General features: G+C 70.2%; 28 protein-coding genes. 10 read left to right on the top strand and 18 right to left on the bottom strand.

The window, feature by feature from the left end:
* Positions 1-14: 14 nt before the first annotated feature.
* Complete coding sequence (locus ACFYYF_RS31655) at positions 15-467, bottom strand: MarR family winged helix-turn-helix transcriptional regulator (RefSeq protein WP_388780907.1); 453 nt, start codon at positions 465-467, stop codon at positions 15-17.
* 132 nt (positions 468-599) lie between these two features.
* Between ACFYYF_RS31655 and ACFYYF_RS31650 the strand changes: the two genes are divergently transcribed.
* On the top strand, positions 600-1,013 hold the full coding sequence (locus tag ACFYYF_RS31650) for a DUF1398 family protein (RefSeq protein WP_388780906.1): 414 nt from the start codon (positions 600-602) through the stop codon (positions 1,011-1,013).
* A 46-nt stretch (positions 1,014-1,059) separates the two neighbouring features.
* A complete protein-coding gene (locus ACFYYF_RS31645; RefSeq protein ID WP_388780905.1) occupies positions 1,060-1,929 on the top strand; it encodes an SDR family oxidoreductase in 870 nt (289 codons plus the stop codon).
* 28 nt (positions 1,930-1,957) lie between these two features.
* Here ACFYYF_RS31645 and ACFYYF_RS31640 read toward each other — a convergent pair whose 3' ends face one another.
* Complete coding sequence (locus ACFYYF_RS31640) at positions 1,958-2,920, bottom strand: LysR family transcriptional regulator (RefSeq protein WP_388780904.1); 963 nt, start codon at positions 2,918-2,920, stop codon at positions 1,958-1,960.
* Positions 2,921-3,089: 169 nt separating this feature from the next.
* Here ACFYYF_RS31640 and ACFYYF_RS31635 point away from each other — a divergent pair, with 169 nt between their 5' ends.
* On the top strand, positions 3,090-4,334 hold the full coding sequence (locus ACFYYF_RS31635; protein WP_388780903.1) for an MFS transporter: 1,245 nt from the start codon (positions 3,090-3,092) through the stop codon (positions 4,332-4,334).
* On the opposite strand, the gene ACFYYF_RS31630 is transcribed toward ACFYYF_RS31635, so the two are convergent.
* From ACFYYF_RS31630 to ACFYYF_RS31615, 4 genes are all read right to left on the bottom strand, one after another.
* Positions 4,313-5,836 carry a serine/threonine-protein kinase gene (locus ACFYYF_RS31630; protein ID WP_388780902.1) on the bottom strand — a complete coding sequence of 508 codons (1,524 nt, stop codon included), beginning with the start codon at positions 5,834-5,836 and terminating at the stop codon, positions 4,313-4,315. The two genes, ACFYYF_RS31635 and ACFYYF_RS31630, sit on opposite strands and share 22 nt — an antisense overlap.
* 169 nt (positions 5,837-6,005) lie before the next feature.
* A complete protein-coding gene (locus ACFYYF_RS31625; protein ID WP_388780901.1) occupies positions 6,006-7,451 on the bottom strand; it encodes a tannase/feruloyl esterase family alpha/beta hydrolase in 1,446 nt (481 codons plus the stop codon).
* A gap of 161 nt (positions 7,452-7,612) precedes the next feature.
* Positions 7,613-8,914 (bottom strand): PHB depolymerase family esterase, encoded by a 1,302-nt coding sequence (locus ACFYYF_RS31620; RefSeq protein WP_388781001.1) that lies wholly within the window; start codon positions 8,912-8,914, stop codon positions 7,613-7,615.
* Positions 8,915-9,279: 365 nt separating this feature from the next.
* Positions 9,280-9,948, bottom strand: a complete 669-nt coding sequence (locus tag ACFYYF_RS31615; protein ID WP_388780900.1) for a TetR/AcrR family transcriptional regulator — start codon at positions 9,946-9,948, stop codon at positions 9,280-9,282.
* A gap of 70 nt (positions 9,949-10,018) precedes the next feature.
* Between ACFYYF_RS31615 and ACFYYF_RS31610 the strand changes: the two genes are divergently transcribed.
* Entirely contained in the window at positions 10,019-11,626 is a 1,608-nt protein-coding gene (locus ACFYYF_RS31610) for an FAD-binding oxidoreductase (RefSeq protein WP_388780899.1), read from the top strand.
* 86 nt (positions 11,627-11,712) lie between these two features.
* Here the strand turns inward: ACFYYF_RS31610 and ACFYYF_RS31605 are convergent, their stop codons facing one another.
* Positions 11,713-13,074, bottom strand: a complete 1,362-nt coding sequence (locus ACFYYF_RS31605; RefSeq protein ID WP_388780898.1) for a beta-1,3-glucanase family protein — start codon at positions 13,072-13,074, stop codon at positions 11,713-11,715.
* Positions 13,075-13,465: 391 nt separating this feature from the next.
* Between ACFYYF_RS31605 and ACFYYF_RS31600 the strand changes: the two genes are divergently transcribed.
* From ACFYYF_RS31600 to ACFYYF_RS31590, 3 genes are all read left to right on the top strand, one after another.
* Positions 13,466-13,852, top strand: a complete 387-nt coding sequence (locus tag ACFYYF_RS31600) for a hypothetical protein (RefSeq protein WP_388780897.1) — start codon at positions 13,466-13,468, stop codon at positions 13,850-13,852.
* 115 nt (positions 13,853-13,967) lie between these two features.
* A complete protein-coding gene (locus ACFYYF_RS31595; protein ID WP_388780896.1) occupies positions 13,968-14,234 on the top strand; it encodes a hypothetical protein in 267 nt (88 codons plus the stop codon).
* 147 nt (positions 14,235-14,381) lie between these two features.
* A complete protein-coding gene (locus tag ACFYYF_RS31590; protein WP_388780895.1) occupies positions 14,382-14,903 on the top strand; it encodes a hypothetical protein in 522 nt (173 codons plus the stop codon).
* Positions 14,904-14,973: 70 nt separating this feature from the next.
* Here ACFYYF_RS31590 and ACFYYF_RS31585 read toward each other — a convergent pair whose 3' ends face one another.
* A complete protein-coding gene (locus ACFYYF_RS31585; RefSeq protein ID WP_388780894.1) occupies positions 14,974-15,495 on the bottom strand; it encodes a hypothetical protein in 522 nt (173 codons plus the stop codon).
* A gap of 367 nt (positions 15,496-15,862) precedes the next feature.
* On the opposite strand from ACFYYF_RS31585, the gene ACFYYF_RS31580 reads away from it, so the two are divergent.
* The gene (locus tag ACFYYF_RS31580) at positions 15,863-16,420 is read left to right on the top strand and encodes a hypothetical protein (RefSeq protein ID WP_388780893.1); all 558 of its coding nucleotides are present in this window, start codon (positions 15,863-15,865) and stop codon (positions 16,418-16,420) included.
* Between the two features lie 238 nt (positions 16,421-16,658).
* Here the strand turns inward: ACFYYF_RS31580 and ACFYYF_RS31575 are convergent, their stop codons facing one another.
* A complete protein-coding gene (locus tag ACFYYF_RS31575) occupies positions 16,659-17,084 on the bottom strand; it encodes a hypothetical protein (protein WP_388780892.1) in 426 nt (141 codons plus the stop codon).
* Between the two features lie 78 nt (positions 17,085-17,162).
* Between ACFYYF_RS31575 and ACFYYF_RS31570 the strand changes: the two genes are divergently transcribed.
* Positions 17,163-17,504 (top strand): hypothetical protein, encoded by a 342-nt coding sequence (locus tag ACFYYF_RS31570; RefSeq protein ID WP_388780891.1) that lies wholly within the window; start codon positions 17,163-17,165, stop codon positions 17,502-17,504.
* 68 nt (positions 17,505-17,572) lie between these two features.
* Here the strand turns inward: ACFYYF_RS31570 and ACFYYF_RS31565 are convergent, their stop codons facing one another.
* From ACFYYF_RS31565 to ACFYYF_RS31535, 7 genes are all read right to left on the bottom strand, one after another.
* Complete coding sequence (locus tag ACFYYF_RS31565; RefSeq protein WP_388780890.1) at positions 17,573-18,334, bottom strand: maleylpyruvate isomerase family mycothiol-dependent enzyme; 762 nt, start codon at positions 18,332-18,334, stop codon at positions 17,573-17,575.
* Between the two features lie 52 nt (positions 18,335-18,386).
* Positions 18,387-19,010 (bottom strand): DUF4240 domain-containing protein, encoded by a 624-nt coding sequence (locus tag ACFYYF_RS31560; protein ID WP_388780889.1) that lies wholly within the window; start codon positions 19,008-19,010, stop codon positions 18,387-18,389.
* A gap of 122 nt (positions 19,011-19,132) precedes the next feature.
* A complete protein-coding gene (locus tag ACFYYF_RS31555; protein WP_388780888.1) occupies positions 19,133-19,468 on the bottom strand; it encodes a hypothetical protein in 336 nt (111 codons plus the stop codon).
* A 311-nt stretch (positions 19,469-19,779) separates the two neighbouring features.
* Positions 19,780-20,007: a hypothetical protein gene (locus tag ACFYYF_RS31550; RefSeq protein ID WP_388780887.1), complete on the bottom strand. Its 228-nt coding sequence runs from the start codon at positions 20,005-20,007 to the stop codon at positions 19,780-19,782.
* Between the two features lie 251 nt (positions 20,008-20,258).
* Entirely contained in the window at positions 20,259-20,552 is a 294-nt protein-coding gene (locus ACFYYF_RS31545; RefSeq protein WP_388780886.1) for a hypothetical protein, read from the bottom strand.
* 40 nt (positions 20,553-20,592) lie between these two features.
* Positions 20,593-21,951, bottom strand: coding sequence for an RNA polymerase sigma factor (locus ACFYYF_RS31540; RefSeq protein WP_388780885.1), 1,359 nt, complete (start codon positions 21,949-21,951; stop codon positions 20,593-20,595).
* The gene (locus ACFYYF_RS31535) at positions 21,948-22,349 is read right to left on the bottom strand and encodes a YciI family protein (RefSeq protein ID WP_388780884.1); all 402 of its coding nucleotides are present in this window, start codon (positions 22,347-22,349) and stop codon (positions 21,948-21,950) included. Before ACFYYF_RS31535 ends, ACFYYF_RS31540 begins: the two co-directional genes overlap by 4 nt.
* 194 nt (positions 22,350-22,543) lie before the next feature.
* On the opposite strand from ACFYYF_RS31535, the gene ACFYYF_RS31530 reads away from it, so the two are divergent.
* The gene (locus ACFYYF_RS31530; RefSeq protein WP_388780883.1) at positions 22,544-23,116 is read left to right on the top strand and encodes a MarR family winged helix-turn-helix transcriptional regulator; all 573 of its coding nucleotides are present in this window, start codon (positions 22,544-22,546) and stop codon (positions 23,114-23,116) included.
* Between the two features lie 51 nt (positions 23,117-23,167).
* Here ACFYYF_RS31530 and ACFYYF_RS31525 read toward each other — a convergent pair whose 3' ends face one another.
* Together ACFYYF_RS31525 and ACFYYF_RS31520 are read right to left on the bottom strand one after the other, a co-directional pair.
* On the bottom strand, positions 23,168-23,878 hold the full coding sequence (locus tag ACFYYF_RS31525; protein ID WP_388780882.1) for a gamma-glutamyl-gamma-aminobutyrate hydrolase family protein: 711 nt from the start codon (positions 23,876-23,878) through the stop codon (positions 23,168-23,170).
* Positions 23,875-25,365, bottom strand: coding sequence for an aldehyde dehydrogenase (locus tag ACFYYF_RS31520; protein WP_388780881.1), 1,491 nt, complete (start codon positions 25,363-25,365; stop codon positions 23,875-23,877). Before ACFYYF_RS31520 ends, ACFYYF_RS31525 begins: the two co-directional genes overlap by 4 nt.
* Positions 25,366-25,424: the final 59 nt, after the last annotated feature.

Genomic DNA, 25,424 nt, shown 5'->3' with positions numbered 1-25,424 from the left:
CGCGCCGGGGACGTCTACTCGCCCTCCTGAAGCCGCAGTTGCTCGATCACCCGGCGCAACAGGTCTCTGGCGGCGGCGATGTCGGCGGGGGCGAGGCCGGCGGAGAGCACGCGGTGGGCCGCCGCGGCGCGGCCCGTGATCTCGCCCAGTACCCGGCGCCCCTGGGGCGTGGGGCCGAGAAGCGGCGAGCTGCGGTGGTCGGGGTTGGGCCGGAAGTCGGCCAGCCCGTCGCGGACGAGGTCGTTGGCGACGCGCTGGACCGCCTGGCGGGTGATGCCGAGGCGACGGGCGGCCCGGGCGACGGGCAGAGGTCCGTCGGAAACGACGCTGAGGACCTGCCATCGCGCCTGCGTCTGCCCCTCGGCCGCCGCGATCGCCTCCCCGGACCTGCGCAGCGCGCCCGCCGCCTCGAAGACGTCCGCGACCAGCAAGGCCATCTCGTCCGGCGCATCGGGCACCTCGGCCACCCCTCTCCTGCGTTCGACGGCTTCCGCGGCCGCAATTTTTTGACAACACATTGTCGTTCTGTAAATTTGTTGTCATCGTACTACGCCGTGACCGACGGCGGCGCCCGCACATCACCCCTCCGGGAGAGCACCATGACCGACGCGATCGACACCCTGCGGGCCGCACTGGAGCGTGCCGGCGCCGTCCGCCCCCAGGTCGGCGGTTTCCCCCACCTCGCCGAGTCGCTGCGGCAGGCGGGCGTCACCCGCTGCCGGATGACCGTGCCGTCCAACGCGATGCTCTACCTGACCACTGCCGGCCCGGTCGCGGTCCAGGGCGAGCCGCTGGTCACCGGCATGGTCGACGTCCCGCCGTTCGACCGGGAAGCGCTGATCGAGGCACTGCGCGCCGACCAGGCGGGCCTGACCACGTTCCCGGAGTTCGTCCAGGGCTGCTGGAAGGCGGGAGCCGTCCGGTACGACGTCGACCTGACGGCGCGCACCTGCACGTACTACGGCGCCGACGACGACGCGTACGTAGAGTCGTACGCGGCCGTCGAGCTCTAGACACCCGTCTCGTACCGCCGTCCGCATCCGCTCCAGGAGGAGAACGTTGGCTCCCATCGATGCCACCTACGCGATCACCGGAGCCTCCGGCCGTCTCGGCGGGCGGGTCGCGCGCCGGCTGGCCGCCGCCGGCCTGGCGCAGACCCTCCTGGCCCGCACCCCGTCCCGCGCTCCCCAGCTCCCCGGCGCGATCGCCGTACCGGGCGCCTACGACGACCACGAAGCCCTCGTAGCCGCCCTGCGCGGCACCGACCGCGTCCTGATGGTCTCGGCCTCGGAGTCCCCCGACCGGCTCCGGGACCACCGCACCTTCGTCGACGCCGCCGCTCGGGCCGGTGTCGCACACCTGGTGTACATCTCCTTCTACGGCGCCTCACCCGACGCGACCTTCACGCTGGCCCGGGACCACTGGCACACCGAACAGCACATCCGCGCCGCCGGAGTCCCCTTCACCTTCCTGCGGGACAACCTCTACGCCGACTTCATGCCCGCCCTCGTGGGCGCCGACGGCGCGATCCGCGGGCCGGGCGGTGACGGCAGAGCGGCCCTGATCGCGCAGGACGACATCGCCGACGCCGCGGTGGCGGTCCTGCGTGATCCGCTTCCTCACGCAGGCCGCACCTACGAGCTGACGGGACCGGAGGCACTCACCCTCACGGAGGTGGCCCGGACCCTCACCGCCGCCGGCGGCCGGCCGGTCACCTATGTGCCGGAGACGACCGAGGAGGCGTACGCCTCGCGCGCGATCTACGGGGCACCCGACTGGCAGGTCGACGCCTGGGTGTCGACCTACACGGCCATCGCCGACGGCTCCCTCGCCACCGTGACCACCGCCGTCCAGGACCTCACCGGGCACCGGGCGACATCACTGGCCGAGGTTCTACGGGCAGGGACCGAGGGGTCGTCCGCTCCCTAGGGCGGCAGGGACCCTGCTCGGTGGCGCGTCAGCGCGGGACCACCCAGCGCGGGGTCCAGGTCCCGGCCGCGCCGTGACCGGTCGCGGCGTCGGCGAGGTAGCCGCGGAGCGTGGCCAGGGCCGGGTGCGGATTGTCGCGGTGCCACACGAGCGAATGCGGGTAGACGGGTGTCGGTTCGGTCACCGGGATCAACCGGAGACCGCGTTCGTCGCGCCAGACGTTCGGGGCACCTCCCGGCGACAGCCTGGGGAGGGTCCGCTCACCCATGAACGTGGCGAGCGCCGGAGTGTCGGCGACGGTGTCGAGGAGCGCGTCGGAGCCGAAGTTGGGGCCGGTCGCCTCGATGGTGAGACCGAACTCGGCGGCCAGGTCGTCGTAGTAGACGGCCCACTCGGTCCCGGGCACGATGCCCGGCATCCAGATCCGGTGGCCGACGAGCTGGGCGACGGTCACCGACGTGGCGTCGGCCAGCGCGTGCGCGGGGCCGGTGAGCAGGTGGAGCGGCTCGTCGAGCACATGGACGGACTCGATGTCCTCGGGGAGGGGCCGGCCCGGTACGGCGACGGCGCGGAAGGACGCGTCGATCGCGCCTGACCGGACGGCGGCGACCGCCGTCTCGATCTCGAACAGCATCACCACGTCGAGGTCGACCTCGGGGTACGTACGGTGGAACTCGCGCATCAGACCCGACGCCGCGCCGCGCGAGGCGATGATGTCGACGCGCAGCGGACGGCGGCCGGTGCGCACGGACGCGATCGCGCGTTCGGACACGCGCAGCAGCTCATGCGCGTGGGGCAGGAACGCCTGGCCGTCGATGGTGAGTTCGGCGCCGCGCGGTGTGCGGGTGAACAGCCGCACACCGAGGATCCGCTCCAGCACGGCGACGCGTTTGGAGACGGCCTGCTGGGTGACGGCCAGCTCGGCGGCGGCCTCCTGGAACTGTCCCGCCTCGGCGACGGCGACGAACGTCCGGACGGTTTCGAGGTCCACACGGCCACCCTAGCGCCACAACCGATGGTTGTGGTGTGCGCTCAGACGGTTGTTTGATCCACTGCCGGGACGCTCGCTTTGATGTCCTCGGACCCCGGTCGGCCGTACGGCAGGGGGACGAAGAGCGAGGGACGAAGAGCGAGGGGCGAGGCGTGCCGGGCATGGGGACATGAGGAGCGGGCACCGGCTGGGGCGGCCGTTCGGATGGCTCTGGGGGGCGTACGGGGCGAGCGCGCTCGGCACGTGGCTCGCCTTCGGCTCGTTCGAGCTGATCGCCATCCGGGTCCTGCACGCCGGAACGGCCGAGGTCGCCGTGCTCGCCTCCGTGGGGGCGGCGGTGGGCGCGGCCGTGGCGGTGCCGCTGGGCCCGTGGGTGGAGTTCCGCCGCAAGCGGCCGGTGCTCGTCGCGATGGACCTGGTGCGGTGCGCGGCGCTGCTGACGATCCCCGCCGCGTTCGCGCTCGGTGTGCTCAGCTTCGTTCAGCTCCTGATCGTCTCGATCGTCGTGGCCGCGGCCGACATCGCCTTCCGTGCCGCCTCCGGCGCCTACCTGAAGACGCTGGTGGCGGCGCAGGACCTGCTGGTCGCGAGCGCCCGGTTCGAGTCGACCGCGTGGACCACCACGATCATCGGACCGCCGCTGGGCGGCGCGGCGGTCGGGCTGCTCGGTCCGGTGGCGACGGTGGTGGCCGACGCGGTCAGTTACCTGCTCTCCGCCCTGGGCATCCGCGCGACGGGCGGGCACGAGCCGCGGCCCGGGCGCCGGGAGGGCGCGCGCCTGCGCGCCCCGGACCTGCTCGACGGCTGGCGGTACATCCTCGCCGACCGCACCCTGCGTGCGCTGTTCCTCAACACGGCCCTGTTCAACGGCCTGGTGATGGCCGCGCAGCCGCTGCTGGCCGTACTGATGCTGGGCAGGCTCGGGTTCGCGCCATGGCAGTACGGCCTCGCCTTCGCCGCGCCGTCGATCGGGGGTCTGCTCGGGTCACGGCTGGCCCGGCCGCTGGCCACCCGGTTCGGGCAGCGCCGGGTCCTGGTCGTGTCCGGGGCGCTGCGCGCGGTATGGCCGCTCGGGCTGGCCTTCCTGGGGCCTGGCACGGGAGGGCTGTTGCTGGTGGCCGGCGTCGAGCTGGGGCTCATCTTCTGCTGCGGGGTCTTCAACCCGGTCTGCTCCGCCTACCGCCTCGAACGCACCGCGACGGACCGGGTCGCCCGAACGCTGACCGCCTGGTCGGTGACGACCAAGGGCGCGAGCGCTCTCCTGACCGCCCTGTGGGGCGTACTGGGCGCGCTGCTCGGCCCGCGCACGGCCATCGCGCTGGCCGGCGTGCTCCTGCTGGCGACGCCGCTGCTCCTCCCCCGGCGCGCCGAGGCGCCGGAGGAGGCGTCAGCTCACGTACGCCCCGTGATGTAGCGGCCGATGCAGCTGTTGGTGGTCGTACGGCCGCGTTCGGCGCAGAAAGCGAGGGCCGCGCTGTTGTCGGCGAACGGGCCGGGCGCGTAGATCACCCAGTAGCCGGGGCGGAGGGGTGCGTAGTCGTCGCTGCGAAGGACGAGCGCTTCGGGCACGGATCTGCGGATGTCCGCGAGATGCCGGTCGCGGGCCGCCGTACCCGCGGAGAAGGGCTCGGAGGACAACTGGGCGATCCAGCGGCCGGATGCGACCGGCGGGGGTGAGGACTCGGAACGGGCCGGGGTGGACACCGCGGGTGCGCCGGCCGCCGGTGCGGAACTCTGACTCCGCTGCGGCGACGGGCTCCGAGGTGTGGTGGCGGGTTCGACGGATGTGCTCGGCGTGGCGGAGGGTACGACGGATGTGCTCGGCGTGGAACCTCCTGCCCGGTCGGAGGGCTTGTCGTCGCCGAACGGGCCCAGGGTGAGCACCAGAGCGGTGATCGCGGCGGCGGTCGGAACGAGCACGGCGGCGACGACGGCTCCGCGGCGCCGGTTCGGATGTCCGGGGAGCCGGGAGTCCGGCAGGGTGACCTGTGTCGGGACGGGCGGAACCGGGCTCGGCCCCGGGAACGGCGCTGGGAACGGCCCCGGGGCCAGACCCGGGACCGGACCGGGAACCGGACCCGCCGTCAGTGTGGGCTGGTCCCACCGCGGCGCGTGACCGGACTCGACCTGGGCCAGCATCTCGTCCAGGCGGGCGGCGCCGGGGCGGGCGGCCGGGTCGCGTACGAGGAGGGACTGCAGGACCTCGGAGAGCAGACCGGAGCGCACGGGCGGTGGGACCGGGTCGTCGAGGACGGCGGCCAGGGTGGCGAGCGTGGTCACACGGCGGAGCGGGCTCACACCCTCCACGCACACGTACAGGAGCAGCCCGAGGGACCACAGGTCGGAGGCCGGGTCGTCGTCGTGGCCGCGGATGCGCTCGGGGGCCATGTACTCGGGAGAGCCGACGAGTTCACCGGTGGCCGTGAGCGCGGTCGCACCCTGGAGAGCGGCGATGCCGAAGTCGGTGAGCACGGCCTGGCCGTCGGGGCGGAGCAGGACGTTGGCCGGCTTGACGTCCCGGTGCTGGATGCCCGCCGCGTGGGCGACACTGAGGGCCGCGAGCACCTGCCGGCCGATGCGCGCGGTCTCCACCGGGCTCAACAACCCTTCGGACAGCCGTTCTTGCAATGACTGACCGGGCACCAGCTCCATCACGATCCACGGGTGGGGCTGTGTGTCGACGATCTGATGGACGGTCACCACATGCGGATTGCTGAGCCGTGCCAGCGCCTTCGCCTCGCGCAGGACGCGTTCCCGCACGGCGAGGGATGCCTCCGCCTCGGGGTGTACGGCCTTGAGGGCGACGTTCCGGTCCAGCACGGTGTCGCGAGCCCGCCACACCGTGCCCATACCCCCGCTGCCCAGCCGATCGATCAGCTCGAAGCGTTCATCGATCATGTCCCCCGGTGCGTTCATACGCGACAGATTAGGGCAGAAGGCGAAGCCCTAGACACGGTTGTCGAGACGAAGCCGGCGGCGGACTCGGCGTCGAAGCCGGCGGACTCGGCCTCGAAGCCGGCGGCGTCCTCGGCGTCCCGCGCCGGGCCGCCGAGGACGCGGCCGGGCGGGGCGGTGGCCCGGGCTTCTATTCCAAGGGGCACTCGGCGAGCAAGGCCGAGGCGTCCGCGTCCGCCGGGCGCGGCACGGTGTGGCCGGCCGGAGGGCGTCCCTCGCCGTCCAGCCAGCGCTCCAGCGCCGTGAACGCGGATCGGTGGCAGGGGGTCATCGGGCGGAGCTTGTCCGGGAAGGCGTCGACGAGTGAGTCGGTGTGGGTCCCGTCCGCGATGCGGTAGTACCGCAGCGAGGAACCCCGCCCGGCCTCGCGCACCATGCGGGCGTAGACGTCCCCGTCGCGGCTGATCGGCAACAGCACGTCCAGCGTGCCCTGGAGGGTGATGAGCGGTTTGCCGATACGGCCGGTCAGCGCGATGCGGTCGACGGCGTGGTGCACGGACCGCGGTCTCGCGCCGTAGGCGTAGTCGGCGTCGCAGCCGGGGGTTCCGGCGACACAGAACGGGGTGCCGGCCTCGGTCGCCCCGTCGTAGCCCGGATCCAGTTCCTCCCGGTAGATGCGCTGGGTCAGATCCCAGTAGGTCTTGTAGTGGTACGGCCACAGGAACTCCGACCCGGCCGGATAGCCGGCCGCGTGCAGGGCGTCCCGCGCGGCGTCGGCGCCGGTTCCGCCCGCCGCATAGTCGGGGTAGGCGCGCAGCGCGGGCGGCAGGAAGGCGAGGAGTCCGCCCTCGGAGTTCCAGAGAGTGCCCTCCCAGTCGACTCCCCCGTCGTAGAGCTCGGGGTGGTTCTCCAGTTGCCAGCGGACCAGGTAGCCGCCGTTGGAGATGCCGGTGGCGATGGTGCGGGACGGGGACTTCCCGTAGCGCTCCTTGACGACGGCGCGGGCTGCCCGGGTGAGCTGGGTGAGCCGTGTGTTCCACTCGGCGATGGCGTCGCCGGGGCGGCGGCCGTCGCGGAAGAAGGTGAGTCCGGTGTTGCCCTTGTCGGTGGCCGCGTAGGCGTAGCCGCGGGAGAGCACCCAGTCGGAGATGGCGCGGTCGTTGGCGTACTGCTCGCGGTTGCCCGGTGTCCCCGCGACGACGAGTCCGCCGTTCCAGTGGTCGGGCAGCCGGATGACGAACTGCGCGTCGTGGTTCCAGCCGTGGTTGGTGTTGGTGGTGGACGTGTCGGGGAAGTAGCCGTCGATCTGGGTCCCGGGCACTCCGCTGGGCGTCGGCAGGTCCTTGGGCGTCAGACCCGCGTAGTCGGCGGGGTCGGTGTGACCGGAGGCCACGGTCCCGGCGGTGGTCAACTCGTCCAGACACACCGTCTGTTGGTAGGCGGCGCCCAGTACGCGCGGATGGTCGTCCGCGGAACAGGGCCCGGTGTGCGGTCCGTGGCCGCCGAGGGCGGGTGACGGCGTGGCCGAGGCGAGGACGCCCGAACCGGCGGTCGCGAGCAGCAGCGCGCAGAGCGCGGCCCGCCATCGGGGCCGTCGTCCGCCGGGTGGGGTGACGTTCGTACGGGGGTGGGGCATCCGGGACCTCGTATCCGAGTGGGTGGGGTGGACGCGCCGGAGGCTAGTGACACGGGGACGGGTGGGGACATGTGCCGGGCCGCCATGATGGCGGTGGCGGGAGCAGCGTCGGCCACCATGGCGGCCCATGTCCCCGTGTGCGCACGAGACCTGATTTACCGTCAGGGACAGCCGCCGTCGGCGATGGTGTAGGTGCTGGCGGGTGATTCCTTCAGGGTGTGGGTGACGAAGGTGTTGTACAGGCCCATGTTCTGGTTCGAGCCCTTGGCGTACGTGTAGCCGCCGCTGGTGACGGCCCGGCCCGCCTGGACGTGGGCGTAGTTGCTGCTCGTCCAGCAGGCCGCGGTGGCGCCGCCGGTGGTCGTGGCGGTGACCGTTCCCGAACGGGGTCCCGCCGTACCGGTGTTGTCGCGTGCGGCGACCGCGTAGGTGTGGGTGGTGCCCGCCGTCAGTCCTGTGTCCGTGTACGAGGTCCCGCTCGCCGTCCCGACCGGGGAGCCGTCGCGGAACACGGCGTAGTCGGCGGCGCCGCTCACGGCGTTCCAGGTCAGGGCGACGCTGGTGTCGGTGACCGCGCCCGTGGCCAGTCCGGTGGGTGCGGGCAGGGAGCCACCGCCCGATCCGGAATCCTCGAGGCCGAAGAACCGGGCGATCCAGTAGCCGGAGCAGATGGAGCTCAGGAAGTACGGGGCGCCGGTGGAACCGCACTGCTGGGCACCGGTGCCCGGTTCGACCGGGGTGCCGTGACCGATGCCCGGTACCGCGTCGACCTCGACCGCGACCGTGCCGTCGGCCGCCAGGTATTCGTCGTGCCGGGTGGAGTCGGGTCCGATGACCGAGCTGCGGGTGGGGGTCTGGGACAGTCCCTGGACCGCCGTCCATTGGTCGCGCAGTTCGGCGGCGTTGAGCGGCACGACGGTGGTGTCCTGTTCGCCGTACCAGATCGCCGTACGGGGCCAGGGACCGCCGTACGACGGGTAGGCGTCGCGGACCCGCTGGGCCCAGGCGCTCGGGGTGAGGTCGACTCCGGGGCTCATGCAGGTGTACGGGCTGTTGTCGCGGGTGCAGTCGTAGGGCAGACCGGCGACGACCGCGCCGGCGGCGAAGACGTCGGGGTAGGTGGCCAGCATGACCGAGGTCATGGCGCCGCCCGCGGACAGGCCGGTGACGTAGACGCGCCGGGAGTCGGCCCCGTAGGCGGAGACCGCGTGGCTCACCATCTGGCTGATGGACAGGGCCTCGCCCTGCCCGCGTCGGTTGTCGGTCGTCTGGAACCAGTTGAAGCACTTGTTGATGTTGTTCGAGGAGGTCGTCTCCGCGAACACGAGGACGAAGCCGTCCCGGTCGGCGAGCCGGGGCAGTCCGGAGTTGTCGGCGTAGACCTGTGCGCTCTGGGTGCATCCGTGCAGGGCGACGACCACGGGCGGGTTCGCGGGCAGGGACGCCGGGCGGTACACATACATGTTCAACTGGCCCGGATTCGAGCCGAAGTCGGTGACCCGGGTGACCGACACGGCAGCCTGGGCGGCGGGCGCCGGACCGGTCAGGGCCACCCCCAGGACGAGGGCCACGATCGTGAGGAGTCGAGTCAGCAGGCGGGCCGGTCGGTTCCGGCGCGTTCGGGGTGGTGAGGGGCGTTGCACGGGCGGCTCCTTCTCCGGGGGTGTCCGTCCCTCACACGTGCGGAGCCGTCCCGGGCGCCGGACGTGCGGGGCGTTGCGGAACCCCAGAGTCGACCGCCTGTGAGCGGCGTGACATGGCGTCCGGCACCACAACCGTCCGTGCGTCAGTCGCCGTCGCACGGATTGCGGGAGCGCCGCCCGGTCTGCTACGTGGGGCGAATACCGGGTGCCCCTCCGGTCGCGTCGGGGGCCGCCCACAGATCCGGGCAGAGCACCGCGACGATGCGTTCGAAGCGTGCGGCCATCTGGTCGGCGGTCTGCTCGGGGTGATGCCGCCACCAGGCGACCGCGGCGCTGACGGTCCCGTACCAGAGATGGGTGACGAGATCGGCGTCCAGGGGTTCCACCGTCGCGGAGGTGCGCAGGAACTCGGACACGCCCACCGCTCCCATCCGGTTGAGTTCCCTGCGGTACACGGCGGCGGCGTCGTGCAGCGGACCCTCGCCCGGAAGCGTCCCGTCGCAGACGAGTTCCCAGTCGTGCAGGCGCGATTCGAGCGCGCGGAAGACGGCCTCCAGGGTGCGTACGGCGCGGGAGAGGTCGGACGGTCCCCGCTGGGCGGACGCGACGGCTTCGACGAGGCGGCTGCCGGCCTGGTCGAGGCAGGTCAGATAGAGGCTGTCCTTGGACCCGAAGTACTCGTAGATCATCGGTTTGGTGATGCCGGCCCGCGCCGCCACGTGCGCGGTCGACCCGCGCGCGTAGCCCTTCGCGCCGAACTCCTCGGCGGCGGCCTGGAGGATCAACCGCTCCCGGTCCTTGCGGGGCATCCCCTTGGTGCCCACGCCCTGCGTCGCCCTCGGCTGGTTGCTCATGTCTCCACCCTATGTCAAAGTGACCGCGCGGTAAGTTACCCGATGTTCAGTTCAAGCGGCTGGGGGAACGATGAGCGGCAAGACGCGTTCGTGGTGGGGCTGGGGAAACGTCGAGGACGCGGTGACCGGCGCGGAGCGGGCCGAACTCACCCGGCGGACCGCCGAGTTGCTTCCGGACGCGGACCTGACCGTGCACGCGCCGCCCCCGGTGGAGTCCTTCGACGTGGCCCCGAGCCGGGTCACGGCCCCTCCGGCGCTGGCCCCGCTGGCGTCGTACGACATCCGCGACCGGCTGGCGCACGCTCACGGCCAGGCGTTCCGTGACGTCGTGCGCGCGCTGCTCGGAAAGCTGCCCCACGTGCCGGACCTCGTCGTGCGGCCCACGTCGGAGGCCGATGTGGTGCGGACGCTGGAGTGGTGCGACGGCGCGGGGATCGCGGTCGTCCCGTTCGGCGGCGGCACCTCCGTGGTGGGAGGCGTCGAAGCCCGTACGGGTGCGGAGTACACGGGAGTGGTCAGCCTGGACCTCGGCCGCATGGACCGGGTCCTGGAGGTCGACGCGACCAGCCGGGCCGCGCTCGTCCAGGCCGGCGTCCTCGGCCCGGACCTGGAGGAACAGCTCAGGCCTCATGGCCGCACGCTCCGGTTCTTCCCCCAGTCCTTCGAGTTCTCCACGCTCGGCGGCTGGCTGGCGACCCGGGCCGGCGGCCACTTCGCGACCCGTCTCACCCACATCGACGACCTCACCGAGTCGCTGCGGGTGGTCACGCCCGCCGGTGCCGTCGAGAGCCGCCGTCTCCCGGGTTCCGGCGCCGGTCCCTCGCCCGACCGGATGTTCCTCGGTTCCGAGGGAGCACTCGGTGTCATCACCGAGGCCTGGGTACGGCTTCAGGACCGGCCGCGTTGGCGGGCGGGGGCCTCGGTCGCCTTCGAGGACTACGAGGCGGGGGTGCGGGCCGTACGGGCTCTGGCGCAGTCCGGCCTCGACCCGGCCAACTGCCGTCTGCTGGACCCGATGGAGGCGTTCATCAACGCGGGCAGCCCGACCGCGGTCCTCGTGCTCGGCTTCGAGTCATCCGACCACCCCGTCACCGCGTGGATGGAACGCGCCCTGGAGCTCTGCCTCGATCACGGGGGCACGCTGCCGGAGCCGCCGCGCTGCACCGACAGCGCCGGCACCGCCGCGCGGACCTCGGCCGCCGACACCTGGCGCTCCTCCTTCCTGCGGATGCCCTACCAGCGGGACGCCCTCGCGGCGCAGAGCATGATCGTGGAGACGTTCGAGACGGCCTGCACCTGGGACCGCTTCGCCGGGCTCCGCGCGGCCGTCGACGCGGCCGCGCAGGACGCCATGCGCCAGGTCGGCGCCACGGGTGTCGTGACCTGCCGGTTCACCCACGTCTACCCCGACGGACCCGCCCCGTACTTCGGGGTCTACGCGGCGGGCACGTGGGGCAGGACGGTCGAGCAGTGGGACGAGATCAAGCAGGCGGTCTCCGAGGCGCTGATCGCGCACGGCGGCACCATCACCCACCATCACGCGGTGGGCCGGGACCACCGGCCGTGGTACGACCGGCAGCGCCCGGACCTGTTCGCCGCGACCCTGCGCGCGGGCAAGGCCGTGCTGGACCCGTCCGGGGTCCTCAATCCCGGCGTCCTGATCGACCCCCTTCGCTGATTCGGCTTCCTTCACCGTGGCCGCGGCTGCGGCTGCGGCTGCGACCGCGGGCCGAGTCGGCTCGGCCCGCGGCCGGACGCTCCCGGCTACCAGCCGACGGCGACCAGCAGCCACTGCGGACTGCCGTGCGAGACGAAGGAGGACTGGCCCGCCACGTCGTCGTAGGGGAAGCCGTAGGCGAGGTTGTTGATGGCGTTGTCGTGCCAGAACCTGGCGTAGTAGTTGGCGGGTGCCGCCTTGTAGTACTGGGCGGGATCGCCCTGTTGGGAGGCCGGCAGGGTCGCCACATGCCGGTTGAGGGCGGCGCACATGTTCGGGTTGCCCGCGAGCGCCGCCGCGCAGCCGAAGATGTCGGAGGTGGCCGCGTTCACGCCCACCGACTGGGCGTAGGAGGTGAAGTAGTTGGCATTGGCGCCGCCCGCCCGGAAGCTCGGGTCGCTGCCGGGCGCGATGATCCGGTACGGGGACTTGGTCTGGGCCAGCACCTTGAACTGGTCGGGGACGGCGGCCGTGAAGCGCTGGAAGGTCGTCGCGCGGTCCTCGGCGAAGGTCTGCCGGTTCTCGCCGACCTCGACGTCGTACCCGTCCTTGGAGTGCAGACGCATGGCGATCTTCAGGCCGAAGGCGTCGACGCGTGTGGTGTTGCCGTTGAACACGTTGTCGCCGACGGTGAATTCGATGAAGTCGTAGTAGGAACTGGCGGGTGAGCCGAGGTAGAAGTACATGCGGCCCGCGGAGTTGGCCGGCATGTCGAGGTAGGGCTGCTCGGCGATGGAGTGGACCTGGCCGTTGAAGCTCCAGTACACCTGGCTGTCGGGGTACTTGCCGTTGGTGCGGTTGAGGACCTTCACCTCGACGGCGTTGTTCGCGGCGGGAATGTCGCTCGTGCTGCCCCAGAAGTCGTCCGGCGGGGTGGTGCTTCCCGGGCCGTAGACCTGGAACTCCCACAGGGAGTAGCCGTACGGGGTGGCCCGCGTCGTTCCGAGGACGCGTACGTATCTGCCGCTGCCGGTGACGTCGATGTTCTGGGTGCCACCGGTGCCGGTCGTCGTGGAGTACACGGTGGCCCAGGTGTTCGCGTCGGTGGAGGTCTGGATCTGGAACGACCTGCCGTAGGCGGCTTCCCAGTTCAGGGTGACGCGGGTGATCTGCCGGACGGACCCGAGATCGACGCGCAGCCACTGGGGGTCGGAGAAGGCCGAGGACCACCGGGTTCCGGTGTTGCCGTCGACCGCGGCCCCCGCGGGGAAGGAGCCGTTCTCGACCGAGGAGGCCGTGGCGGGCCGCCCCTGGGACAGGATTTGGTCGGCGGCGTGCGCGGCCGACGGGTTCAGGAAGGCGACACAGGCGGCGAGCAGGACGACGACGAGACCGAGGGCCGTACGGGCTCGTGCGGTTCTGCCCGACCGCCGCTGGTGAAGTGCTCTGGCGCTTGCCAAGGACTGCATGCGGGATCTCCTCATGCCGGATCGGCGTGTGTGGGGGCGGAGCAACAGCAGAGGGAGAGCGCTCTCACCGGGTTGTATCTCCGGACGTTGCGGACGTCAACAACTGAAGCCGAAATAGCCGGAGTTCCCGCGCTCGGGGACTTACGGAGCCCGATCCGACCTGCTTCCGTCTGGTCCACAGCCCGCCGGGTTCGAACCCCGATGACGCGGTCGGCTTGCGCCGGGGCGGGTGTTCAAGAGTTGGCGGCGTTGACGGGGGTCGGCGGGACGACGACGGCTTGGCGGGGAACGGATCCTGTTCGGATTCGGACGCGGCTCGGACGCGGCTCGGACGCGGCTCGGACGCGCTTCGGGACCCGGTGGCGATGAGGCGGGTGACATACTGCCGATCATGATCTCAAAGAAGCTGAGGCAGTCGTTGGTCGGCGCGACTGCGGCAGGTGTGATGGTGCTGGTCGGTTCGTCAACTGCCCACGCCAATACAGGCAATGAGAAACTGACACTCTCCAGCGGGCGCGGTTCCGTAACGCACATAGATGACGGCGACCATTTCATGGTCTGCGACCTCAAAGCCGATGGCTACGGCGTCTCCGGCGCCCTCTGGCAGGTTCTCGACGACGGTGGCGCCACGATCGTCGCCCGCTACGACGATGGCGGCGACGCGGGATGCGACCAAATCACGTTCGACATCAAAACCGGAACGACGTACTTCATGACCCTGAGGTGGAACGGCTCTCCTTCGTCGACCCTTTCAGAGACCATGTACATCTGGGAGTAGGCAGACGCCGGCGGACACGTCGTCCTGGCTGCGGTGAACTCCGCAGCCAGGACGGCCGCAGGGAAGACCGACCGGATTCTGATCGTTGCCGAGACACGAGTAAGTGAGGGTAGTCGTGGGGGTGCTGCTCTCGTACGTGGCGCTATTCCTTATCGAATGCGCCCTGATGGCGCTGCAGTTCGTCGGCGCGCTACTGTGCATGGCGAGCGCCACTCTGTTCATCCGCCGCTTCGCTGTTGCACGCGAGCGTCGACCCGTCGGCCCCATCACGAAAGCGACGCCATACGCGCTGGGCGGAATCGGCGCCGGCTTGCTGGTTCCCACCTCGGCAGCGCTCTTCATCGGAAGAGCGTGGGGCATCTTTGAAACCTGGGCGATATAGGCCGACCTGGGTTCATGTACGAGTGCGCGACGGACACCAACGCCTGGGATCCTGCCGGGCCTGTCGGGCCCGCCGGGCAATCCAGCCGTTGGCGCTGGAGGCGGCACACCCTGTGCAAGCTGTTCAGCATCACAGACACTGTCAGGCATGGACAACACCACACTGTGGGTGGCCCTGTTGACCGCCGCCACAGCAGTCGGGGCCAGTTGGGTCACAAACAGGGGCAACGCCCAAGCCGCCCGCATCCAGACCCGAGCCGCTGCCGAAGCCGCACACACCGCTCGCGGCCGCGAGGCACGCAGGACCACGCACCTGGACTTCATCGAGCAGGCGAATGACATGAGGATCCTGTACCTCAGGATTCCGAAGTACTTCAAGGTGGAGGACGCAGAGTCTCGACTGGCGTCACTCGCCGATCTGCGGGATCAACTGCGCGACTCGTACAGACCTTTCCTACGTTCGCTGGCAGTCGTCTCTCTGGAATGCCACTCCGGGCCGATAGCAGCGGCGAAGGCAGTCCACGCTGCCTCCGGTGAGGCATACGGCCGCCTCGCAGCCGCCGAGGAAGACGTACGCGAGGCGGAAGGCTTCCTCCGAGCCCTCGACGCGTACCGGGCCTCGGTGGATTCGTTCATCGAGGCAGCACGGCAGGCAGAGCGGGAGACTTGACGAGATGCACACCGATAAACGGTCGGGGACAAGCCGCAGATCTCACAGGAAGCAGCCCCTCGAGCGGTGCTCAGGAATGGTGCTGACTGGAGTTGTCGTGGCTGGGTGCCAACGGGTCGAAAGGCAATACAGGAATGCTCAGTTCATGGCGCATGGCGGATGCGGTGGCCTGAACAGCCTTGTAGTAGGTGTGCTGTGCGGTCTGGAAGTTGCCATCCGTGACCTGCGCGCCGTCCGCGAGTAGATCGCGCAGAGTTCGAACGCTACGGAACGCTGCGACGCCCAGCTCGACCACGCGAGGCGGGGCAAGCATGGTCAGGCTGAACCGCTGCTCGAACAGACCGGACTCCGAGAAGGCGGCACGGACTGCACGCCTGCGATCCTCAAGTGTGTCGTAGGCAGCCTCCGATGCGAAGCGCATACGTTCTGTCGTGCGAGCCAGATGAGCCAGGTAGCTCACGAAGGCCTCACGCAAAACGGTCTCTACATCTGCTTGTTGGGCACGCTTCCAGCGGTCTCGGTCCACCACGAACGTCGCGACGATGCCAGCGAGTGCGCCGGCTATGGCGCTCAGAGGTGCAGTCCAGTCCATACGACTCTATTGAGCACACGCTGTGGTGCGTTGTGAAGAAGGAAGCCGTCCCGACGCTGATGATCTCAACTTGGGAAGCTGCGGTCACTTGCGGATGGCTCGGCTGCTGACCTGGTCGAACGTTCAGGACACAGCTCGCTTCGACCAGTCCTGCCAGCTTGTCCGTCAATGCGGCCTCGATGGGAGGGCGACGGGACTGGAAGCTGCTGCAGCTAGTCTCCGGGGGCGGCATCCCGGGCGCCTACCGACGATCGCGCCGCCCGGCGGGGCATCGATTACGTGTTGCGCCAGAACGTCAGCTGGTTTCATACCAACGCGCGTGGAAACTGGGATGCTCCGGCCGTGCTCCACTGCAAAACTGGCCGCCGTGACGCGACCTGAACTCTCTGAACTCGACCATCTGCGAGAAATAGAACGACTCGCCAGCGTGGTCGCGGGTGCCGCCTCGGCCGAAGGCTGGCTCTCCTATCAACCCGAAGCGGACGACGCGACGCCCCTGCAGCGGGCGGTGAACGCGCTGGCCCGGGAGCTTCGCCACTACCACTTCCCCGAGGACGGCTGCCTCGACGATGAGCCGGATCGCCCCGAACTGAAGCTCGCGGGCGTGGTGATTCTGCGTCCCGGGGCGATGCCGGATGGTATGGAGGAGACCTATGAGGAGGCTTGCGCCCGTCTCGGAGTCGAGGCCCGGCCCGAGGGATGGGCCCTGTGGAACACGTGGGGCGACGGGAAGCTCCAGGTGACGATGGTCGTCTCCGCGGTCGACACCACCGAGGGCCTGCTCGCGAACTGGTCGCGGGGCAAGGCCATCTATCCGCTGACGCCAGTGCCATCCCAGATCGCTCTCATCCACCACGGCTGGGCTGCCCATATGGTCTTCTCCCCGTTGGGCGTGAAGAAGCTCGGGCTCGGCGGGCAGCCGTGACATCGCGCCACCTTGACCATCGGTCCCCCTCTCCCCACGTCGCCGCACCGGGCGGTGAACCGGCTGGCCCGCCCTGGCCGTGAAGGGTGCGCCTTGAGGAACACCTGGGCGAGGGTCGGGTACGGGTCACCACGCTCGTGGCAGCTGTTACCCCAGGCCTGACGGAGGCGCGGCACGGTGTCCGGGCCAATGCCCGCAGGCTCCCGTGTACAGGCCGTGCGTTTGGCCATGAACTGTCTCAGCCGCAATCGTCCGAGTCTTCGATGAACGGCGCGGCGTCGGCTATCCGACGGATCCGCTCCTTCTCGGCGATCTCGTCCGCCGAGTCGTAGTGCGGTACTTGGTCCCACCAGCGGTCGTGGTTGTAGCCGACGCAGTGGTTGAAATCGTGGGCGACAGCGCGCAGCTGCCCCCACTCACGCACGATCGCGTCCCGCTGCCACGGCTCCGGGCACTCCACCCGGAGCAACACATCAAGGAAGCCTGCCGAGTTGCTGACCAGGATGATCAGGGACCGTATCCCGAAGGAAATCTCGCCGGTCTCGCCCACCTCCTCGTACACCCGCCCCAGCTGGTCGTTGAGGAACGCTTCCATGGCGTGGATGTCCTCGCGCGTCAGATCGGCGGCGTAGACAAGGGGGTGCTCGGGCGGCGGGTTCATCATGCGGCAGGTCCTTTCCTTCGTCGATCCACGGCGAATCCCCGTACTGAAGAAGCCAGACACACCTGAGAGCATCCCTACATGGGGATCGATCTACAGCTGCACGACGGCCGCCCGCACTGGCCCGGCCGACGCACGAAGCGCAAGCCGACACTGATCCGTCAGTCCTTTGAGCACGGCGAAGCGCTGGCCGAGCTGATTGCCAAGCTCCCCGTGAACACCTCGGGCAGACTCTGGACGGTCGACCCGTACAACGACACGACCTTCAACGAACAGGTGGCCGAGGCTGCCCTCCGCGAGATCCCGGACCTCCTGGACCTCTGCACCGACGACGCCCAAGTCGAAGCCGGCCTGGAGCTCGCGGCTTACCTGAAGGACTGCGCCACGACTCCGGGCAGCTACCTGATGTTTGTCGGCGACTAGTCGAACCGCCGGCGCCCACCGGGCCTCGGTCGAGGTCCATGAGACTTTGGCCCCGGAGCTCTGGGCGGCTACTCCTCGGGCTCCCAGGCGATCAGCTGCTCGAACACCTGCCGGTCGCCCTCGATCTTCAGGTCGCTCATCGTGAGGCGGCCCCAGACGAAGAGGAGCAACTGCTCCGCCGTGCCCGTGGCTGAAGCGGAGGCGGGCGCTGCGTTGTCCGTGAGGGGTGCGGGCCAGGCGCCGGTGCCGTCCAAGGTGAGGAGCCAGGAGCGGCCCTCGGTGGCGTGGTAGTGGATGGTGGCGGCCTCGTGCGGCCAGGCCGCAGGAGTGGAGTTGCAGGTGTCGAGGAACTCGGCCACGCCGTCGATCGCGACATCGGCCAGCATGGACTGCACGGCGCCCGCGGCGAGCTGGGCGTCGTAGGTGTGCACCAGTACCTCGTGCACCCGGCGTCGGGCAACGCCCCAGGCATTCGCCGGCGACACGCCGGCGGCCCACCACGTCCAGCACTCGCGCTCGGGGCCGGCCTCGCGCAGCGCACTCAGCAGCAGCTCGTTCGACTCGGCGTACCAGGCCAGCAGCGCCTCGATCTCGCGCGGCGCCTCCGCGACATCCTTGGCCGGCGGAGCTTCGGCCGGACCCGCGGCGACGATCGCGGCCCACCAGCGCTGGCCTGTACCCAGGTGCTGCACCAGATCGAACAACGTCCACCCGGGGCAGGACGGCACCGGCCGGTCAAGGCTGGGCGCGGCCGCAACCGCACCACGGAACGCGGCCGACCGCTCGTCGATCAGTTGCAGCAGCGCGGAAAACTCAAGACTCTCTGTCACATCGCTTACCTATCACCCCAGCTCAGCCGACCGCACCCAGTTTTTCTGGCAGTCAGCTACGGGCCTGGCACGCGGACTGCAGTGTCGCGTTCGTCGGCTCGTGGCCCGTGATGTCACCGAGGTACAGCGCCGCGAGGCGTGGGAGGCGGGTGTGCATCTCTGCCGGGTCGTCGAAGTCGAAGTCTTCGCCCATGTTGTCGTCGCTGTCGTGTCCGAGGCGGTCGTGTGAGGCCTCGTACTCGGTCCACGCCTCGTAGAAGTCCTCCTCGTCGCCGGTGATGCGCCGGAACGCGCGGGCGGCCGCGTAGTTGGTCTCCTCGTCGAAGAGCGCTTCGTCGCGGTGGGCCCCCGCGGCGGCGATCACCGCCGGGTGTTCGGCGAGTCGGTCCGGGGCGGTCGCCGTCTTCTCGTACCAGTCGCGGCCCAGCGCGACGAGGCCGGCGCGGAAGTCCATGAAGCTGTCGTCCGAGCAGCCTCCGCCGATCAGGTAGGCGGCCGCCCACACGTCCCATCGGTAGACGGCACCGCTCACCTCGTCGAAACGCTCCTGGTAGCGCAGGACGTCTTCCTTGGTACGGCCGGCCAGCTCGTCCGTCAGCGCCTCGGCGAACGGCCTGTCCGCCGTGACGGCCGAGCGCGCGGCTTCGATCGTGGCCCAGAACTCAGAGGTGTCCATGACGGGGCACTGTGTCACCCAGGTCTGACAACGGCGCCTTGAAGCATGCCTGTTGGCCGCCGGAATGCCACCTTCGGGAATCTGCGGTGCGCGGCAGGCGAGCCGTTGTTCGCGGAATACGCTCACGGGACGCCCCGGACGGTGAGTCTCTGGCCGTCCCACACCAGCGTGTCTCCCGGCCCGGCTACGATCGGCGGCTCGTCGCCGCGTTGGATGACGTAGCCCCAGGAGCCGGCTACGGCCAGGTATCCATGCTGTCGGCACCAGCGTTGCGGGATGTCGATGATGGTCGTCCAGTTGATGGTGATCTGGCCGGGGTTCACTGCCTCGCGGTTGCAGACCATGCGCCGGAACAGCCTCGCCGTGTCCTGGAACGCCCGCCGGTCGCGTTGCCAGGGCCAGAGGCCGGCGGCTTCGCTCTCGTAGTCCTGGGCGAGATCGAACAGCGTTCCCCTCACGGCACCCACTCCTCGCCCATGGAGTGCGGGTGTCCCGCGCACGGCTGGCCAAGCATTCGAGGCGTGATCTGATCACGTGGTCCGCGCAGTTCTCTGGGCACAGTCTGCTCCAACTCGGCCGCGACCGGTTTGGTCACGACGGCGAGTTCGGCGTCACAGTCGTGAGTCTTGCTCCCATCTCCGCGTCGCCGCCCTGCCGCGCAGTCAGGGCGGCGAGCAACTTCTGCTGTGCGGGGCGGAGTTCCCGCCACTCCCCCTCACGCTTGCCAAGCCCGGGCGCCTCCGCCACCCCGACGGCGATGTACATCAAGCTAGGGGCGCACGGTTACGGCGGTGATGCCGGACTGTCTCAGCTTGCGAGCCAGGCGTTCCATCTCCGGGAGCGTTCCTGTGTACTCACCGTTCACCACGCGCCGCATCAGGATCATGGCGCTCGTCAGGTCCAGAGCGAGCTCAGCTCGCAGCACCCGCATGATCACGACGCCCTTGTCCGGCGGACTGCTCACCTGCAGCCTCGCGGGTCCGTGCTCGGAGAGCATCTGCTCCCGCCGTTCGGCCGGAACTTCCCCGTCGCATACGGCTATTGCGCATCCACAGGCGGAACACGTCGACTCGACGTCCCACCGCAGGCCGCCGTGCACGAGGGCCTGGGTCCCCCAATACTCCGCTTCCGCACCGCAGTCCTGACACGCTGCGGAATACCTGACAGATTCGAGAACTACCGGCTCCATCCCCACCCCCACGGAGGCGAGGCTACGCCGGTCGCCGTTTTCTCCGGGAACTCCATCCTCTACGAGTCTTTGCCCGTGCGCCGATCAGCGATGCGCGGACGCGCCGCCTTCAGCTTCCTGTACTCGTCGAGCCCCCGCACGAATCGGCATGCGCCGGTCCTCTCGTTGACGACGATGGGCCAGTTCCCGCCCAGCCGGGCGCCACTCTCCTCGCTGGGCGGGTAGACGAAGACATGGTGGCCAGGCAGGTGCAACCTGTCGGCGGGAAGGATGCGACATCCCCATGCCTCCCACTGGCCAATGCGGGACCTGCCGAATTCCTCGGCGAGCGAAGCGGCCTCTTGTTGCTGCACTCCGATTTCCCCTGCTGTCGAGGACGTGGGTGGCTGTTGGTCAGTCGGTCGGTGCGGGTGAACTCTCGTGCAGGTGAGCCGCCTTGGTCGTCAGGTAGCGGTGTTCGGGGGTGCTGGTGGTCAGCGCTGCCGCCCGGCGGTAGTGGTGCAGCGCCGGTGTCGGGGCTCCGGCCATCTCCAGTAGGTGGGCTCGTACCGCGTGCATCCGGTGGTGGTCGGTGAGGGGGCTCTTGTCGTCGGTGGCTAGTCCGTCGAGCAGCGCCAGGGCGGCGGTCGGACCGTCGACCATCGCGAGGGCGACCGCGCGGTTCAGGGTCACCAGAGGGTTGCCCGTCACCTGTTCGAGCAGCTCGTACAGGCCGTGAATCTGTGGCCAGTCGGTGTCCTCCACGCGCTCGGCGGAGGCGTGGACTGCCGCGATGGCGGCCTGCAACCTGTATGCCCCGGGCTGCCTTCGCTTCGCGTCCGCCCCAGGTCTCCGTCGTATCGCGTCCGCCCCGGGCCGTCCTCGATTCGCGTCCGCGCTGGGCCGCCCTTCCTCCGTCAGCCTGCCAGGCCGGACTTCCTTCCTGAACGTGCTGATCAGCAGGGCTGAACCCTCCTGGATCAGGCGGCGGTTCCAGCGCGTGCGGTCCTGGTCGGGCAAGGGGATCAATTCGCCGTGCGGGCCGGTGCGTGCCGGACGGCGGGCCTCCGTCAGCAGCATCAGGGCCAGCAGTCCGGCCACCTCACCCTCGGCCGGCAGGACGCGGTGCACCTGCCGGGCCAGACGGACGGCCTCACCGGACAGGTCGGCGCGGTGCAGGACCGAGCCCCCGGAGGTGGTGTAGCCCTCGTTGAACATCAGGTACAGCACGTGGAGTACGGAACCGAGCCGCGCGGACCAGTCCGGTGCACCCGGTACGGGCACCTCGAACCGTTCCGACGACGCCTTCAGGCGCTGCTTGGCCCGGCTGATGCGCTGCGCCATCGTCGCCTCGGGCACCAGGTGGGCGGCCGCGATCTGGGCGGTCGTCAGCCCGCCGACGGCCCGCAGGGTCAGGGCGATCGCCGAGGCGGGCGTCAGCTCGGGATGGCAGCACATGAACAACAGCGCGAGGGTGTCGTCGTCAGCAGCTCCCACGCCCGGGGACGGCTCCCTCGCCACGCGTTCCTCGCGTCGCCGTCGCGCCGTCTCGCTGCGTATCCGGTCGGTGTGCCGGAGCGTCGCGGTCCGCAGCAACCAGCCGCGCGGGTTCTCCGGCACCCCGTGCGCGGGCCAGTGCCGGGCGGCGGCGATCAGGGCTTCCTGGACGGCGTCCTCACACGCGTCGAAGTCGCCCAGCCGATGCGCGAGCGTGCCCAGGACCCGCGGTCCCAGTTCGCGCAGCAGGTCCTCGACATCCGGGCCGTCGGTCACAGGTCGAACGCGATGTCGTTCATGACCCGGCGCACCTCGACCGGCTGCCGCGTCGGCACCCCGCCGGGGCCGGGCACGGCCGAGATCCTGGCGGCGATCTCCAGGGCTCTGGCCTCGGAATCCACGTCGATGACGTTGAACCCGGCCAGTACCTCCTTGGACTCCGGGAACGGCCCGTCGGTCACCACCGGGGCCGAAGCTCCGTCCGAGCGCACGATCCTGGCGAGACGCGGGTCGGCCAGCCCGGTGAACTGCACCATCTCACCGCTCTCGACCAGTTCCTTGGTCAGCGCCTCGTAGTAGTCGAAGTGCGCCGCGATGTCGTCCGGAGCCCACTCGTCCATGGGCTGCTCGAACTCGCCACCGTCGTGGTTGACCATCAGCAGGAACTTCGGCACATGAACTCCTCGATCTTCGGCGCGCCCAGTGTGACGCACTCCCCCTGTGAACGGAGCCGACATCGGGTTCTCTACATCGCCGGGAAGAAAAGTGAACCAGATTTCCTTCTCGGGCCGGCCGTCTCGGGTTCGTCTCCTCCCGGCCGAGGCCCGTCCCGTACAATTTGGGGCCGAACGATCAAGGGAGCGTGCCCGTGCCAGGCCATCGGTCCATCACCGAAGCGGAGAAGCTGGCGGCTGCGAAGCTGGGCGGCATCCCGATACACCGCGAGCAGATGGCGGTCGTCGCGAACATCTACCGCGCCGCCTCCGCGGTCCGCCAGCACCTGGAGAACTCGGTCCTGCGCGACGCGGACCTGACCTGGACGTCCTTCGTCGTGCTCTGGGTCGTGTGGGTCTGGGGCGAGTCGGAGACCCGGCACGTCGCCGAGGAGGCCGGGATCTCCAAGGGGACGCTCACCGGTGTCTCGCGGACACTGGAGAGTCGCGGGCTCATGATCCGGGCCGGCCATCCCTCCGACGGCCGGCTGAAGCTGCTCAGCCTCACCGACGAGGGCGAGGCTCTGATGCAGCGCCTGTTCCCGCGGTTCAACGAGGAGGAGGCGTTCGTCGCCTCGCGGCTCAGCGACGAGGAGTGCCACGGGGTCGCCGAAGGACTGCGGCAGGTCGTGCGCCAGGTCGAGGAGGAGGGCGAGGAACGCCGCCTCACCCTCCTCGACGGCGCCGAACCGGCTCCGCGCCGCAGCGGCCGCCGGGCGAAGAGCTAGCGAAGAGCTGAGGGATACGAGGGGACCGGGCTGAACCCGGATCAGCCCGGATCAGTGGACCCCGCTCGCCGCACGAACCAGCGCGTCGAACAACGCCTGCTGGACAGGGTCTTCGTGGGCCGTGTCCTCCGGGTGCCACTGGACCGCCGTGAACCACCCTTCGACGTCCGGGAGTTCAAGTCCCTCCACCGTCCCGTCCGCCGCGCGTGCGGTGACCGTCAGACCGGAGCCGAGGCGTTCGACCCGCTGGTGGTGGTAGCAGGACGCCTCCACCTTCTGCGCGCCGGTCGCCCCCTCCAGCAGGGTTCCGCGCTCGACGGCCACAGGGTGCACGACGTGTCGGTGTTCGCGCTCGGGGCCGCCCATGTCCTGTTCCAGGGTGCCGCCGAGGGCCACGTTCACGGCCTGGAGTCCGCGGCACACGGCGAGCAACGGAAGGCCCAAGGACAGTGTCCGGTGGGCGACTTCGAGGTCGAAGGCGTCCTGGAGGTCGTCGACGTCGTAGACGCTGTCGTGGGTGTCGGCGGCTCCGTAGCGGTGCGGCGCGAGGTCGCCGCCGCCGGGGAGCAGGACGCCGTCGAAGCGGGCGAGGCGCGCGGCCACGTCCGTCTCGGCGGGATCGACGGGGTGGATGGTCGCCGGTTCGCCGCCGGCCCGCCACACCGCCTCGATCAGGGCGCGGGCGTTTACCTCGGCGGCGTACCGCAGGGCGGAGGTCGTCGCGGAGAAGCGTGCCGGAACGGCGATCAGGGGGCGCGTCACAGCTGGATCCAGGTGGTCTTGAGTTCGGTGTACTTCTCCAGGGCGTGGGCCGACTTGTCGCGGCCGTTGCCCGACTGCTTCATGCCTCCGAAGGGGACGGTCAGGTCGCCCTCCTCGTAGCAGTTGACCCAGACCGTGCCCGCCTTCAGGGCGCGGGAGACCCGGTGCGCGGTGGAGAGGTCGGAGGTCCACAGTCCGGCGGCGAGGCCGTACTCGGTGTCGTTGGCCAGCCGTACGGCCTCGTCCAGGTCGTCGAACGTGAGGACCGACAGGACCGGGCCGAAGATCTCCTCCCGGGCGAGCCTCGTACCGGGGTCCACCCGGTCGAAGACGGTCGGCTCCAGGAAGCTGCCGCCGGTCTCGCTGAGGGTGCGGGAGCCGCCGGTACGCAGCCGGGCGCCGTCGGCCAGGCCGGTGGCGATGTGGTTCTGTACGCGGCCGAGGTGGGCTTCACCGACGAGGGCGCCCATCTCGGTGGACGGGTCGAGGGGGTCGCCGATCCGCAGCTCACGGGCCCGCCGTACGACGGACTCGGTGACCTGTTCGGCGATCGAGGCGTGAACGAGCAGCCGGGAGGGGGCGGTGCACATCTCGCCCTGGTTGAAGAAGATGCCCCAGGCCGCGGTGGCCGCCGCCTTCTCCAGGTCGGGCGCGTCGGGAAGGATGATGTTCGGTGACTTGCCGCCCAGTTCGAGCCAAACGCGCTTGAGGTTGGAGTCGGCGGAGTAGCGCAGGAAGTACCGGCCGACGGCGGTGGAGCCGGTGAAGGCCAGGACGTCGACGTCCGGGTGGAGGCCGATCGCCCGGCCGGCCACCGGGCCGGTGCCGCCCACCACGTTGAGGACGCCCGGCGGCAGTCCGGCCTCGGTGGCGATCCTGCCCAGGAGGAGCGCGGAAAGGGGCGAGTTCTCCGAGGGCTTGAGGACGACCGTGCAGCCGGCGGCGAGCGCGGGGGCGACCTTCCAGCCGGCGAGGGTCAGGGGGAAGTTCCACGGTACGACGGCGCCGACGACTCCGGCCGGTTCCCGGGTGACCAGGGCGAGCGCGTCCGCGGCGGTGTGCGGGGACTCGTCGGTGACCTTGTCGGCCAGTTGCCCGTACCAGCGGAAGGTGTTGATGAGGGCGCGCAGTTCGATCTCGTAGGCGTCCGTGATGGGCTTTCCCATCTCCAGGCTGACGGTGAGCGCTAGGTCGGCGCGGCGCTCCTGGAGGAGGTCGGCGACGCGCAGGAGCGTCGCGCCGCGTTCGGCGGGCGCGAGGCGCGGCCACGGACCGGTGTCGAAGGCGCGGCGGGCGGCGGCGACGGCCCCGTCCACCTCGGCGGTGCCCGCGTCGGCAACCTGGGTGAGCACCTGGCCGTCACGGGGCGAGACGGCGTCGAAGACCGCTCCCGCGCCGCCCTCGTCGGCGCCGTCGATGTGATGGGCGCCGGAAAGGTCCAGGGACTTGGCTCGGCGCAGCCACTCCTCGTGGGTGACGTCCGTCATGCGGGACCTCCAGAAAGTTATTTGAACCCAAACGATAAGGTGGGTGCGGAGCCTGGGCA

Origin of the sequence: Streptomyces sp. NPDC001914, from assembly GCF_042891215.1 — a bacterium.
In the GTDB taxonomy this organism is placed as follows: Bacteria; Actinomycetota; Actinomycetes; order Streptomycetales; family Streptomycetaceae; genus Streptomyces.
Note: the sequence above shows the minus strand (reverse complement) of the source record. Positions and strands in the feature narration are given on the sequence as shown.

Bases quoted from the DNA above. Each gene is read 5' to 3' on its own strand.
- ACFYYF_RS31625 (WP_388780901.1), bottom strand. From the start codon at position 7,451: ATGCCCCACCCCCGTACGAACGTCACCCCACCCGGCGGACGACGGCCC.
- ACFYYF_RS31610 (WP_388780899.1), top strand. From the start codon at position 10,019: ATGAGCGGCAAGACGCGTTCGTGGTGGGGCTGGGGAAACGTCGAGGAC.
- ACFYYF_RS31600 (WP_388780897.1), top strand. From the start codon at position 13,466: ATGATCTCAAAGAAGCTGAGGCAGTCGTTGGTCGGCGCGACTGCGGCA.
- ACFYYF_RS31585 (WP_388780894.1), bottom strand. From the start codon at position 15,495: ATGGACTGGACTGCACCTCTGAGCGCCATAGCCGGCGCACTCGCTGGC.
- ACFYYF_RS31615 (WP_388780900.1), bottom strand. From the start codon at position 9,948: ATGAGCAACCAGCCGAGGGCGACGCAGGGCGTGGGCACCAAGGGGATG.
- ACFYYF_RS31605 (WP_388780898.1), bottom strand. From the start codon at position 13,074: ATGCAGTCCTTGGCAAGCGCCAGAGCACTTCACCAGCGGCGGTCGGGC.
- ACFYYF_RS31575 (WP_388780892.1), bottom strand. From the start codon at position 17,084: ATGATGAACCCGCCGCCCGAGCACCCCCTTGTCTACGCCGCCGATCTG.
- ACFYYF_RS31650 (WP_388780906.1), top strand. From the start codon at position 600: ATGACCGACGCGATCGACACCCTGCGGGCCGCACTGGAGCGTGCCGGC.
- ACFYYF_RS31635 (WP_388780903.1), top strand. From the start codon at position 3,090: ATGAGGAGCGGGCACCGGCTGGGGCGGCCGTTCGGATGGCTCTGGGGG.
- ACFYYF_RS31620 (WP_388781001.1), bottom strand. From the start codon at position 8,914: ATGTATGTGTACCGCCCGGCGTCCCTGCCCGCGAACCCGCCCGTGGTC.
- ACFYYF_RS31520 (WP_388780881.1), bottom strand. From the start codon at position 25,365: ATGACGGACGTCACCCACGAGGAGTGGCTGCGCCGAGCCAAGTCCCTG.
- ACFYYF_RS31630 (WP_388780902.1), bottom strand. From the start codon at position 5,836: ATGAACGCACCGGGGGACATGATCGATGAACGCTTCGAGCTGATCGAT.
- ACFYYF_RS31570 (WP_388780891.1), top strand. From the start codon at position 17,163: ATGGGGATCGATCTACAGCTGCACGACGGCCGCCCGCACTGGCCCGGC.
- ACFYYF_RS31590 (WP_388780895.1), top strand. From the start codon at position 14,382: ATGGACAACACCACACTGTGGGTGGCCCTGTTGACCGCCGCCACAGCA.
- ACFYYF_RS31560 (WP_388780889.1), bottom strand. From the start codon at position 19,010: ATGGACACCTCTGAGTTCTGGGCCACGATCGAAGCCGCGCGCTCGGCC.
- ACFYYF_RS31550 (WP_388780887.1), bottom strand. From the start codon at position 20,007: ATGCTCTCCGAGCACGGACCCGCGAGGCTGCAGGTGAGCAGTCCGCCG.